Source organism: Burkholderia sp. BDU5 (genome assembly GCF_001522845.1).
Lineage (GTDB): Bacteria > Pseudomonadota > Gammaproteobacteria > Burkholderiales > Burkholderiaceae > Burkholderia > Burkholderia mayonis.
This window is the reverse complement of sequence record NZ_LOWC01000074.1, coordinates 1-11,836: the sequence shown is the minus strand read 5'-3', so window position 1 is coordinate 11,836 and position 11,836 is coordinate 1. Positions and strand designations below refer to the sequence as shown.

Here is an 11,836-nt window from a genome sequence, read left to right as displayed (position 1 = left end):
ACGCGGCTGCCGGCGCGATTGAGCGCGCCCATGTCGGAAAACGGATGGATGTGATGCGCGGCGTCGAGCGCGCGGTACTGCGCGGTGGTACGCTGCGACGCGGTCGCGCGCAGCGGCTGTACAAAAGCGATGTCTTCGGTTCGATACGTCACTTTGATCTCCTGAATGCGGCGCGCGAGCGCTCGCTCAAACGTGCAGCAGCAAATGCCTGCGCTCCCACGAGCTGATCACGCGGAAAAATGCTTCGTACTCCGTTTCCTTCAGCGCGAGATAGGCCTTCACGAACTTTTCGCCGAGCATCTCGGCGAGCGGCGTGCATGCACTCATCAGCGTGAGCCCTTCCTCGAGATTGCGCGGCAATTGATACGGCAGGCTGTAGCCGTCGCTCGCGAGCGGCTGGGTCGGTTCGAGCGCCTGCGTGACGCCGAGGTAGCCGGCCGCGAGCGTGCCCGCGATCGCGAGATACGGATTGCAGTCGACGCCCGGAATCCGGTTCTCGATCCGCCGCGCGGCCGCCGCCGAATGCGGAATCCGGAAGCCGACCGTGCGGTTGTCGTAGCCCCACTGCACGTTGATCGGCGCGGCCATGAAGCGAGACAGCCGGCGATACGAATTGATGTACGGTGCGAAGATCGGCATCAGCGCGGGCGTGTACTTCTGCAGCCCGGCGAGATAGCCGCGGAACATCGGCGTCACGTCGCCGCTCGCGCCGATGAAGAGATTGCGGCCCGTCTCGATGTCGACGATGCTCTGATGGATGTGCATCGCCGAGCCGGGCTCGTTCTCCATCGGCTTCGCCATGAATGTCGCGTACATGTTGTGGCGCAGCGCCGCCTCGCGCACCGTGCGCTTGAACAGGAACACCTGATCGGCAAGCGACAGCGCGTCGCCGTGCAGGAAGTTGATTTCCATCTGCGCAGCGCCGACTTCGTGGATCAGCGTGTCGATGTCGAGGCCCTGCAGCTCACAGTATTCGTAGATATCCTCGAAGAGCGGATCGAACTCGTTGACGGCTTCGATCGAGTACGATTGCCGCCCCGTCTCCGCGCGCCCCGTACGCCCGACGGGCGGCCGCAGCGGCAAATCCGGGTCCTTGTTCATGTCGACCAGATAGAACTCGAGCTCCGGCGCGACGACGGGCTTCCACCCTTTCGCGCGATACAGATCGAGCACGCGGCGCAGCACGAAACGCGGCGAGATCTCGACGGGAGAGCCGTCGAAATGCACGCAATCGTGAATCACTTGCGCGGTCGGATCGACCGCCCACGGAATCAGGCAGATCGTCGACGCGTCGGGCACGCACACCATGTCGGGATCGGTCACGCCCGTCAGCGTGCCGTCTTCCGGGTAATCGCCGGTCACGGTCTGCACCATCACCGCCTGCGGCAGTCGCATCGATTCGCCCGTTTCGAACTTGTTGCGCGGGATGATCTTGCCGCGCGCGATCCCCGCCATGTCGGGGATGATCGCTTCCACTTCGGTGATCCGGTGCTGCCTCAGAAAATCATCGATGTCTTGCATGTGAGCCTCTCTTCGATAAGCTTCGACGGCCGTCACGCGCGTGTCGCGCGCTCGGCCGCCCTGCGCATTCGGGCGCGGCACGCCGCGCCGAACGCCGCAAAGATTTCTTGCGACAGCGGATTGCTGTCGAACCGCCATTCCGGATGCCATTGCACGCCGAGCGCGAACGCGCGCGCGTCGCGCACGCCGATCGCTTCGACGAGCCCGTCCGGCGCGCGCGCCTCGACGGTCAGCCCGTCGCCGAGCCGTTCGATGCCTTGCGCGTGCAGCGAATTGACTTGGACGGTTTCCGCGCCGTGCGCGAGGCGCTGCAGCAGGCCGCCCGGCTCGAGCCGGATCGGATGCGCGGGGCCGTACTGCACGTCGACCGACGCGGACAAGTCCTCGCGATGATCGGCATGGCCGCTCAACGCGTGCACTTCCTGATGCAGCGTGCCGCCGTACGCGACGTTCAGTTCCTGCATCCCTCGGCAGATCGCGAGCATGGGCACGCCGGCGTCGATCGCCGCGCGCACGAGCGGCAGCGTGGTCGCATCGCGCGCCGCGTCGTGCAGCGTGCCGGGTGCGCTCGCCGGGCCGCCATAGCGCGCGGGCTCGACGTTCGAATAGCTGCCCGTCAACAGCAGGCCGTCGACGAGCGCGAGCAGTTCGTCCGCGCGCTGCCGCGCGCCGAGCGCGGGCAGCACGATCGCAATCGCGAGCGCGCCGTCGACGACCGCGGTCAAATATTTCTCGCCCACGACGTGCGCGACATGCAGGCCGACCGTCTTGCGATCCGCGCAGATGCCGACGACGGGCCGCGGCGCGGTGTCGATGCGTTCATCCATCGCGTTTCCTTCGATTCGACACGAGCGGCGAATGCGTGCGCGGCACGTGCGATGCACGATCGCGCTCGTCGCAAAAAACGGGAACGACGTTGCGCGCACGGGCGCGCACGCTCGAACACGCACGCACGTTGCGGACCGCGAGATGAAACGTCGACACGACACGACGGATGCGCGCGTCGCGGGCGACGCGACGGCCGCACTTCGCGTGACGGGGCGCGCGCACCGTCCCCTCGCATGCCTCGCGACATCGCGAGGCTGCGCAGCAGCGACGAACCGACGAGTGACGAAAAGAGGCGCTAGGGCAACAGCGAGGCGACGCCGTCGTCGTGAACCGCCATGTAGGCGCGTGCGGCGACCGCGTTGTGACGGCGCACGGAGCGCCGGGACACGATGGCGAAGATAGACAGGCTTGGGCTGGCGAGAAACTTGCCGCAGCCGTCGTCGGCAGCATCGACGGCGTGCGGAAGATTCGCACGCCGACTTCGATCCCGTCTGACCAAGGGGCCTTGGACTCTCACGATCACACTCGACTGACTGTTTAAAGTATTGAACGCGGCAAACGGCGATGCGACTTCGCATGCGCCGCCGCCCGGCCAGCCGGTCGATCGTCGCGAACGTCGCCGCAACTCGTTCGCGTGTGGCGGCGACGTCGGAAAACGCCGCCGCTATCGATGTGACGGCTAGCTGACAATCAGCTTATCGTATCTGGAAACGCAGTCAATTCCGTTTCAAAAATACGAATTCAGGGTTTTCCCTGAGTATGCTTCGGGACCAATGCTTAAAATATTCGACGACAAGCGTCGATGAACGCACGCATCGCGCGGCATTTCCGCGCTATCCGATCGGAATCCGAAACATCGCTGCTTCGCACGCATGCTTTGCGCGGCAAGCGTGCGAATCACGAACGAAGATCGCATTCGTCTCGAATCGCGTGCGACGGCGCGGCTTCTCACGCAGCGCGCCATCCCGGGCAATACGCCACGAAAACGGGACTACCGCCGCAACGATGTCAACGATGCTCGAGCGCAGCCGTCAGGAGCGCCTCGAGTAGCGGCGCGATGCGCTGCGCCTTCGCTTCGTCATACGAATAAGGCCGCGCCTCTTCCATGTAGGTCGCCTGCACGAGCTCGAGCTGCACCGACTGCACGCCGTTCTCCGGTGCGCCGTAGTGCCGCGTGATGTAGCCGCCCTTGAAGCGTCCGTTCGCGATCGACGTGTAGCCGCCGTGCTTGTCGACGAGCGCAGCCAGCTTGTCGGCGAGCCCCGGCGCCGCGCTCGCGCCGCTCGACGTGCCGAAGTTGAAGTCCGGCAGCCGGCCGTCGAAGAAGCGCGGCACGTGCGAGCGGATCGAATGCGCTTCCCACAGCAGCGCGCGGCCGTGTTCGTCCTTCAGGCGCTGCAGCTCGCCGACGAGCGCATCGTGATACGGCGTCCAGTACCGCTCGCGACGGCGCGCGATCTCAGTGACGGTCGGCTCGTCGCCGTCCGCGTACAGCGGCGCCTTGTCGAACGTGTCGACGGGCACGAGGCCCGTCGTGTCCTGGCCCGGGTAGAGATTCGCGTCGTCGGGCGGACGGTTCAGGTCGACGACGTAGCGCGCGTGCGACGGCACGAGCACCGACGCGCCAAGCGCCTTCGCGAAATCGTACAGACGCTCGAGATGCCAGTCGCAGTCGTCGACGTAGCGCGCGACGGGCGTCATCGTCGCGGCGATTTCTTCTGGAATGTGGGTGCCTGCGTGCGGTATCGACACGAGCAGCGGCAGCGTGCCGCGATGCAGCGTGAATACCGGCGGATGCGATGCGGTGTTCATGATCGTTCGACCTCGTTGATGATGCGGCGCCTCACACGGCGCGCCGGCCGATCCGCAGCGCGCGCCGCGCATGCGGCGGCCGGTTGCGGCACTGCGTGCGCGAGGCGCTCGGCTTGCATGCACTTCGTCTCGGCGCGCGCGGCAACCCTGCCCTCGCACTGCGCCGCATGTCGGATGCGGCACGCATGCTAGCCGTATTGCACGGCGGCCGCACTTCTGCCCCTTCGTACCGTCATGCGTTCGCGCAAGCCGGTTGCGTACTCAGCGCAGCAATTGCGCGAGCGCCGCACGATACCCCGCGTACGCGGATTCCTCGTCGCGATGCCGGCGCGCGCTCACGACCTGCTCGCCGCCGACATACACGTCGAGCACCGGCGTGTCGCCGTGCTCGGCGAACACCGCGCCCGACAGCCACGTATCGCTGCCGTGCTCGGCGATCGACGGATGTGCAGGATCGAGCACGATCCAGTCGGCGCGCCGGCCCGCTTCGAGCGCGCCGACCGGCCGGCCGGCCGCGCATGCGCCGCCCGCGAGCGATGCCGCGAACAGACGGTCCGCCACATGAGTATGCGCCGAATCGGCAAGCACATTGCGCTCGCGCCGCACGAGCCGCTGCCCGTATTCGAAGAGGCGCAGTTCGGCGCGCCAGTCGACGGCCGCATGGCTGTCCGAGCCGATGCCGATCGCACCGCCGGCCGCGAGATAGTCGACTGCCGGGAAAATTCCGTCGCCGAGATTCGCCTCGGTCGTCGGACACAGGCCCGCGATCGCGCCGCTGCGCGCGAGCGCGCCCGTCTCGGCCGCGTCGAGATGCGTCGCATGCACGAGGCACCAGCGCGCGTTCACGTCGAAGCGGTCGAGCAGCCACTGCGCCGGCCGCGCGCCGTACGCGCGCATGCAGTCGTCGACTTCCGCCGTCTGCTCGGCGATGTGGATGTGCACGGGCGCATCGGCCGGCAATCCGTCGAGCAATTCGCGCAATCCGCTTTCCGACACCGCGCGCAGCGAATGCGGCGCGATGCCGTAGCGCAGCCCGCCGTGCTCGGGCAGCTCGCCGCGCAACTCGTCGACGAGCGCGAGCAGCGCGTCGGGCGTATTGATGAAGCGGCGCTGGTCGTCGCGCGGCGCGCGTTCGCCGAAGCCGCTGTACTGATACGCGACAGGCAGCATCGTGATGCCGATGCCCGCGTCTTGCGCCGCGCCGACGACGCGCGCGGCCAGCTCCGCGCGCCGCGGATAGCGCGCGCCGTCCGGCGTGTGATGGACGTAATGAAATTCGCACACCGACGTATAGCCGCTCTTCAGCATCTCGACATAGAGCCAGCGCGCGACCGCGGCGAGCGCGTCGGGCGTGATCTTCAGCGCGAAGCGGTACATCAGGTCGCGCCAGCTCCAGAACGTGTCGGACAGGTTCGCGCGATATTCGGTGAGCCCCGCCATCGCGCGCTGGAACGCGTGCGAATGCAGGTTCGGCATGCCGGGCAGCAGTGGCCCGTTCGCGCGCGCGACGCCCGCAGGCGCCGCCGCGTTCGCGCGGACATCGACGAGCGTGCCCGTCGCGTCCCAGCGCAGCAGCACGTCGCGCCGCCAGCCGCCGGGCAGATAAGCATGCTCGGCAAACAACATCGAATCGATCTTCGTCATGCTTGTCTTCCGGTCAGCGCGCATCGCGCGCGAACACCGTCGCACCGCCCTTCACGACCCGCTCGCACAACGGCCGGCCGAACCAGTACGCAAGCTCCGCGAGCGTCGCCACCGACCACACTGCGAAGTCCGCCTGCCGCCCCGGCGCGAGCGAGCCGTGCCGGTCGCTTGCGCCGAGCGCCATCGCCGCATGGCGCGTGACGCCGAGGAGCGCTTCCTGCACCGTCAACTTGAACAGCGTGCAGCCCATGTTCATCGTCAACAGCAGCGACGTGAGCGGCGACGTGCCCGGATTGTGATCGGTCGCGAGCGCGATCGGCACGCCGTGCCGGCGCAGCAGATCGATCGGCGGCATTTTCGTCTCCCGAATGAAGTAATAGGCGCCCGGCAGCAGCACGGCCGTCGTGCCGGACGCGCGCATCGCCGCGACGCCCGCCTCGTCCAGATATTCGAGATGATCGGCGGACAGCGCGCGATAGCGGGCGGCGAGCGCGGCGCCGCCGCCGTTCGACAACTGCTCCGCATGCATCTTGACCGGCAGCCCGCGCTGCGCGGCCGCCTCGAACACCCGCTCGCTCTGAGCGAGCGTGAAGCCGATCCGCTCGCAAAACACGTCGACCGCGTCGACGAGCCCTTCGTCGGCGAGCGCGGGCAGCATCCGATCGCAGACTTCGTCGACGTATGCGTCCGCGCGGTCCGCGTATTCGGGCGGCAGCGCGTGCGCGCCGAGGAACGTCGTGTAGACGCTCACCGGGAAGCGCTCACCGAGCTGCCGCGCGACGCGCAGCATCCGGCGCTCGCTCTCGAACTCGAGCCCATATCCGGACTTGATCTCGATCGCGGTCACGCCTTCGGCGAGGAGCGGCCGCAGCCGCGCGGCCGCCTGCTCGAAGAGCATCGCCTCGCTCGCTTCGCGCGTCGCGCGCACCGTCGACACGATGCCGCCGCCGCGCTGCGCGATCTCTTCGTAGCTCACGCCGGCGAGACGCTGCGCGAACTCGTCCGCGCGCTGGCCGCCGTAGACGAGATGCGTGTGGCAGTCGACGAGGCCGGGCGTCACCCATGCGCCGCGCAGATCCTCGCGCGCCCAGTGCACGTAGCCGGCCGGCGCGTCGCTCGCGCGTCCGAGCCACGCGATCGTGCCGTCGCCGTTCACCGCGATCGCGGCGTCGGCGATCGTGTCGTTCGGGTCGCCGTGCGCGCACAGTTTCAGGTTGTGCCAGAGAATCGATTTCATCCGCTCAAGCCTTGTCGTGAAGAAGCGTCACGCCGACCGCGAGCAACGCGCCGTCGCCGTGGATCGTGCATCGTAGCTCGCCGTTCGCGGGATCGTCGAGGCGCAGCGTGTCGAACGGGTTCAGCGCGATGGGCGCGCCATCGCCGAGATCGACGACGGGTGCACCGCTCGCGCAGAACAGCAGCACGGCGTGCGCGCGCAGCGCATACGCCGCGCCGCCGCCGTGCCACGCGTCGACGCTGCCGCGCGCCGCGTCGCGCCGCGTCATCAAGTTGAAGTCGCGCGTCGGGCCGTCGTGCAGTTCGGCCGCGAGCGCAGTCTCGCCCGCGAATCCAACGTGATCGAGCGGCGCACGCAGCACGTGCCGCGCGCCGTCCGGTTCGACGAGCGTCATCCCTGCGCCCGCGAGCAGCACGAGCGTGCGGTCGATGCCGTCGAAACGCGAGAACGGCCCCGGCTGCGCGACGTCCGCGATGCTCACGCGCCACGCGAAGGTGTCGAAGGCAGCGCCGGTCGTGCGCTCGCCCGACGGATGCGCGGCGATCTCGCGCGTCACGCCGCCGCCATTCTTCCACGGCGACGCAACGAGCGAATCCGCGCGTATCAGCGTCGATTGCATCGTAGACGACACCATCCGCATCAGCGTCCGAGCATCGGCAGCTTGAGGCCCGCTTCCTTCGCGGTGCGCTGCGCGAGCTCGTAGCCGGCATCCGCATGGCGCATCACGCCCGTGGCCGGATCGTTGAACAGCACGCGGCCGAGACGCTCGTGCGCGGCATCGGTGCCGTCGGCGACGATCACGACGCCCGCGTGCTGCGAGAAACCCATGCCGACACCGCCGCCGTGATGCAGCGACACCCACGACGCGCCGCCCGCGGTGTTCAGCAGCGCATTGAGGAGCGGCCAGTCGCTGACCGCGTCCGAGCCGTCCTTCATCGATTCCGTTTCGCGGTTCGGGCTCGCGACCGAGCCGGTGTCGAGGTGATCGCGGCCGATCACGATCGGCGCCTTCAGCTCGCCGTTCTTCACCATCTCGTTGAACGCCTGGCCGAGGCGATAGCGATCCTTCACGCCGACCCAGCAGATCCGCGCGGGCAGGCCCTGGAACGCGATGCGCTCGCGCGCCATGTCGAGCCAGTTGTGCAGGTGCGGATCGTCGGGGATCAGCTCCTTGACCTTCTGGTCGGTCTTGTAGATGTCCTCGGGGTCGCCCGACAGCGCGACCCAGCGGAACGGCCCCTTGCCCTCGCAGAAGAGCGGCCGGATGTATGCGGGCACGAAGCCCGGGAAGTCGAACGCGTTCTCGACGCCCATCTCGAGCGCCATCTGGCGGATGTTGTTGCCGTAATCGAGCGTCGCCGCGCCGCGCTCTTGCAGCGTCAGCATCGCGCGCACCTGCACCGCCATCGACTGCTTCGCCGCCTTCACGATGCTGTCCGGCGCGACCTTCTGCGCTTCGCGCCACTGCTCGACGGTCCAGCCCTGCGGCAGGTAGCCGTTGATCGGATCGTGCGCGCTCGTCTGGTCGGTCACGCAGTCCGGCGTGATGCCGCGCGCGACGATCTCGGCGAACACGTCGGCCGCGTTGCCGAGAAGCCCGATCGACACCGGCTTGCCCGCGCGCTTCGCATCGTCGATCATCGCGAGCGCCTCGTCGAGCGTCTTCGCCTTCTTGTCGACGTAGCGCGTCTTCAGGCGAAAGTCGATCCGCGATTCGTCGCATTCGACCGCGATCATCGAGAAGCCCGCCATCGTCGCCGCGAGCGGCTGCGCGCCGCCCATCCCGCCGAGGCCGCCCGTCAGGATCCAGCGGCCGCTCGGATCGCCGTTGAAGTGCTGGTTCGCAACCGAGAAGAACGTCTCGTACGTGCCCTGCACGATCCCCTGGCTGCCGATGTAGATCCAGCTGCCCGCCGTCATCTGGCCGTACATCATCAGGCCCTTGCGGTCGAGCTCGTTGAAATGATCCCACGTCGCCCAGTGCGGCACGAGGTTCGAGTTCGCGATCAGCACGCGCGGCGCGTTCTCGTGCGTGCGAAACACGCCGACCGGCTTGCCCGATTGCACGAGCAGCGTCTCGTCGTCGTTCAAGTCTTTCAGCGACGCGAGAATCTGGTCGAAGCAATCCCAGTTGCGCGCCGCGCGGCCGATGCCGCCGTAGACGACGAGCGCGTGCGGATGCTCGGCGACCTCCGGATCGAGGTTGTTCTGGATCATCCGGTATGCGGCTTCGGCAAGCCAGTTCTTGCAGCGCTTCTCGCTGCCGCGCGGCGCACGGATCACGCGGGTCGGATCGAGACGCGGATCGATATGTTTCGGGTGATTCATGACGACTGCTCCCGGAAAGAAATGTGAGGGTTCGTTAAGCGTTCAGAAATGACCTGTGAAGCGATAGCGGCTGCCCGGATGCCAGAGATTCACGACCGACGCGACGACGCCTTGCGACCACGTGCGCCGATGCAGCACGAGGCACGGCTCGGTCTCGCCCGTCTCGAGCTGCTCGCGCATCGCACGGTCGGGCATCGCCGCCTCGATCCGGTACTCGACGCGCTGCAGCGGCGCGACGCGCATCAGGTACTGGTTCGGCGTGATCGTCGAGAAATCCTGGTCCGCGTAGTCCGCGGCGACGGCCGGATTGACCCAGCGCTCTTCGAGCTGGACCGGCTCGTCGTTCTCGTAGTGCAGCATCGCCGAGCGGAAGATCTTCGTGTTGAGCGGCACCTGCATCTCGTCGGCGAGCCCTTCGTCGGCCTTCATCGTGACGAGGTCGAGCACGCGCGCGTGGTGCTTGTGGCCGCGCGCGGCGATCTCGTCGGAGATGCTGCGGATCGCGACGAGCGTCGATTCGTACTTCGGCCGCGCGACGAAGGTGCCCGCCCCCTGGATGCGCGTGAGCACCTGCTCGGCCGTCAGTTCGCGCAGTGCGCGGTTGACGGTCATCCGCGCGACCTTGAATTCGCGCGCGAGCTCGTTCTCGGACGGCACCTGATCGCCTTCCGCCCATTCGCCGGCGTGAATGCGATCGAGGATGAAGTCCTTGATTTCCTGATAGGCGGGCGTGCTCATCGTCTTATTGTTCCGACTCGAACGCGAGCGGGCTCAGCTTCGCGAACGCGCGCTCGCGCACGCGCTGCGCGATCACCGCGATGTCCGGCGCGAAGTAGTGGTCGAGGTCGTAGTGCGCGACGTCCGTGCGGATCGCCTTCATCGCCGTTTGCAGCGCGGGGCTCGTTTCGTGCGGCGCGCGCAGGTCGACGCCCTGCGCGGCGGCGAGCAGCTCGATCGCGAGGATGTGTGCGGTGTTGTCCGCGATGTCGGCGAGCTTGCGCGCGGCGAACGTCGCCATCGACACGTGGTCTTCCTGGTTCGCCGAAGTCGGCAGCGAATCGACCGAGGCCGGATGCGCGAGCGTCTTGTTCTCCGACGCGAGCGCGGCGGCCGTCACGTGCGCGATCATGAAGCCCGAGTTCACGCCGCCGTCCTTGACGAGGAAAGGCGGCAGGCCCGACAGCGTCGCGTCGATCAGCAGCGCGATCCGGCGCTCGGCGAGCGCGCCGATCTCGGCCGCCGCGAGCGCGAGGTTGTCGGCCGCGAACGCGACGGGCTCCGCGTGGAAGTTGCCGCCCGACAGCACTTCGCTCGTGTCCGGGAAGATCAGCGGGTTGTCCGACACCGCGTTCGCTTCGATCAGCAGCACGCCGGCCGCGTGGCGCATCTGGTCGAGGCACGCGCCCATCACCTGCGGCTGGCAGCGCAGGCTGTACGGGTCCTGCACCTTGTCGCAGTCGCGGTGCGACACGTTGATCGCCGAGCCTTCGAGAAGCGAGCGGTACGCGCCCGCCGCGTCGATCTGGCCGCGATGGCCGCGCAGCTCGTGGATGCGCGCGTCGAACGGCTTCACCGAGCCCGCCGCCGCGTCGACCGACAGCGCGCCCGACACGAGCGCCGTGCGGTACAGGTCTTCGATCGCGAACAGGTTGTCGAGCGCGAGCGCGGTCGACGCCTGCGTGCCGTTCAGGAGCGCGAGCCCTTCCTTCGCCTCGAGCGTGAGCGGCGCGAGGCCCGCGACGCGCAGGCCATCCGTCGCGCTCGCGCGCTCGCCGCGGATGAACACTTCGCCGATGCCGAGCAACACCGCGGACATGTGCGCGAGCGGCGCGAGATCGCCCGACGCGCCGACCGAGCCCTTGACCGGGATGAGCGGCAACACGTCGGCGTTGAACAGCTTGATGAGCGCGTCCATCACGACGCGGCGGATGCCCGAGTGGCCGCGGCCGAGGCTCGACAGCTTGAGCGCGATCAGGAGGCGCACGACGGGACGCGACATCGGCTCGCCGACGCCCACCGCATGCGACAGCACGAGGTTCTTCTGCAGCAGCTCGAGCTGGTCGTGCGGGATGTGCGTGCTCGCGAGGCGTCCGAAGCCCGTGTTGATGCCGTAGGCCGGCTCGCCCTTCGCGGCAATGTCGGCGACGGCTTGCGCGCCCCGATCGATCGCGGCGAAGCTCGCGGGATCGAGCACGATCTGCACGTTCTCGCGGGCGATCCGGCGCAGTTGCGGGAGAGTCAGGCGGCCTGGGGTCAGCGTGATCATGAAGGGGTCCTGTCTATACAAGTTTCGGAGTGAGATGAAGTGTAGTGACTCGATGTTGTATAGACAACTTGTTTTTCAAAAATCCGGACTAGGAGTTTCCCCTAGGGCGTGTTCACACTATCGAGTCGGCCCTGAACAATTCGTTTTGTCGCGCAGATGAAGCTACGCCGCCGACGGCGCAGCGGCTCGGAAGCTGAGCA

At 67.7% G+C, this 11,836-nt stretch carries 10 protein-coding genes and 1 pseudogene; all 11 read right to left on the bottom strand.

All coding sequences use genetic code 11. The features are described from left to right. Nucleotides 1–152, bottom strand: a pseudogene (locus WS69_RS30985) (aspartate aminotransferase family protein); the annotation flags it as partial. 34 nt (nucleotides 153–186) lie between these two features. After that, entirely contained in the window at nucleotides 187–1,521 is a 1,335-nt protein-coding gene (locus tag WS69_RS13330) for a glutamine synthetase family protein (RefSeq protein ID WP_059471235.1), read from the bottom strand. A 32-nt stretch (nucleotides 1,522–1,553) separates the two neighbouring features. Beyond that, nucleotides 1,554–2,348, bottom strand: a complete 795-nt coding sequence (locus WS69_RS13325) for a gamma-glutamyl-gamma-aminobutyrate hydrolase family protein (protein WP_059471234.1) — start codon at nucleotides 2,346–2,348, stop codon at nucleotides 1,554–1,556. Nucleotides 2,349–2,644: 296 nt separating this feature from the next. Then, the gene (locus WS69_RS34130) at nucleotides 2,645–2,848 is read right to left on the bottom strand and encodes a hypothetical protein (protein ID WP_059471236.1); all 204 of its coding nucleotides are present in this window, start codon (nucleotides 2,846–2,848) and stop codon (nucleotides 2,645–2,647) included. A 509-nt stretch (nucleotides 2,849–3,357) separates the two neighbouring features. After that, nucleotides 3,358–4,161 (bottom strand): N-formylglutamate deformylase, encoded by an 804-nt coding sequence (hutG, locus tag WS69_RS13310; protein ID WP_059471232.1) that lies wholly within the window; start codon nucleotides 4,159–4,161, stop codon nucleotides 3,358–3,360. A 261-nt stretch (nucleotides 4,162–4,422) separates the two neighbouring features. Next, the gene (locus WS69_RS13305) at nucleotides 4,423–5,805 is read right to left on the bottom strand and encodes a formimidoylglutamate deiminase (RefSeq protein WP_059471231.1); all 1,383 of its coding nucleotides are present in this window, start codon (nucleotides 5,803–5,805) and stop codon (nucleotides 4,423–4,425) included. Between the two features lie 13 nt (nucleotides 5,806–5,818). Continuing rightward, on the bottom strand, nucleotides 5,819–7,042 hold the full coding sequence (gene hutI, locus WS69_RS13300) for an imidazolonepropionase (RefSeq protein WP_059471230.1): 1,224 nt from the start codon (nucleotides 7,040–7,042) through the stop codon (nucleotides 5,819–5,821). Nucleotides 7,043–7,046: 4 nt separating this feature from the next. Further along, complete coding sequence (locus WS69_RS13295; RefSeq protein WP_059471229.1) at nucleotides 7,047–7,682, bottom strand: HutD/Ves family protein; 636 nt, start codon at nucleotides 7,680–7,682, stop codon at nucleotides 7,047–7,049. Then, the gene (hutU, locus tag WS69_RS13290; protein ID WP_059471228.1) at nucleotides 7,682–9,370 is read right to left on the bottom strand and encodes a urocanate hydratase; all 1,689 of its coding nucleotides are present in this window, start codon (nucleotides 9,368–9,370) and stop codon (nucleotides 7,682–7,684) included. The genes WS69_RS13295 and hutU overlap by 1 nt, the downstream gene beginning before the upstream one ends. Before the next feature lie 42 nt (nucleotides 9,371–9,412). Then, nucleotides 9,413–10,108 (bottom strand): histidine utilization repressor, encoded by a 696-nt coding sequence (gene hutC / locus WS69_RS13285; RefSeq protein WP_059471227.1) that lies wholly within the window; start codon nucleotides 10,106–10,108, stop codon nucleotides 9,413–9,415. A 4-nt stretch (nucleotides 10,109–10,112) separates the two neighbouring features. Next, complete coding sequence (gene hutH, locus WS69_RS13280) at nucleotides 10,113–11,636, bottom strand: histidine ammonia-lyase (protein WP_059471226.1); 1,524 nt, start codon at nucleotides 11,634–11,636, stop codon at nucleotides 10,113–10,115. Between the last annotated feature and the right edge of the window lie 200 nt (nucleotides 11,637–11,836).

Excerpts from the sequence above, each read along its gene's own strand:
- hutI (WP_059471230.1), bottom strand. The coding sequence starts at position 7,042 with ATGAAATCGATTCTCTGGCACAACCTGAAACTGTGCGCGCACGGCGAC.
- WS69_RS13330 (WP_059471235.1), bottom strand. The coding sequence starts at position 1,521 with ATGCAAGACATCGATGATTTTCTGAGGCAGCACCGGATCACCGAAGTG.
- WS69_RS13305 (WP_059471231.1), bottom strand. The coding sequence starts at position 5,805 with ATGACGAAGATCGATTCGATGTTGTTTGCCGAGCATGCTTATCTGCCC.
- hutH (WP_059471226.1), bottom strand. The coding sequence starts at position 11,636 with ATGATCACGCTGACCCCAGGCCGCCTGACTCTCCCGCAACTGCGCCGG.
- WS69_RS13325 (WP_059471234.1), bottom strand. The coding sequence starts at position 2,348 with ATGGATGAACGCATCGACACCGCGCCGCGGCCCGTCGTCGGCATCTGC.
- WS69_RS13295 (WP_059471229.1), bottom strand. The coding sequence starts at position 7,682 with ATGCGGATGGTGTCGTCTACGATGCAATCGACGCTGATACGCGCGGAT.
- hutG (WP_059471232.1), bottom strand. The coding sequence starts at position 4,161 with ATGAACACCGCATCGCATCCGCCGGTATTCACGCTGCATCGCGGCACG.
- hutU (WP_059471228.1), bottom strand. The coding sequence starts at position 9,370 with ATGAATCACCCGAAACATATCGATCCGCGTCTCGATCCGACCCGCGTG.
- hutC (WP_059471227.1), bottom strand. The coding sequence starts at position 10,108 with ATGAGCACGCCCGCCTATCAGGAAATCAAGGACTTCATCCTCGATCGC.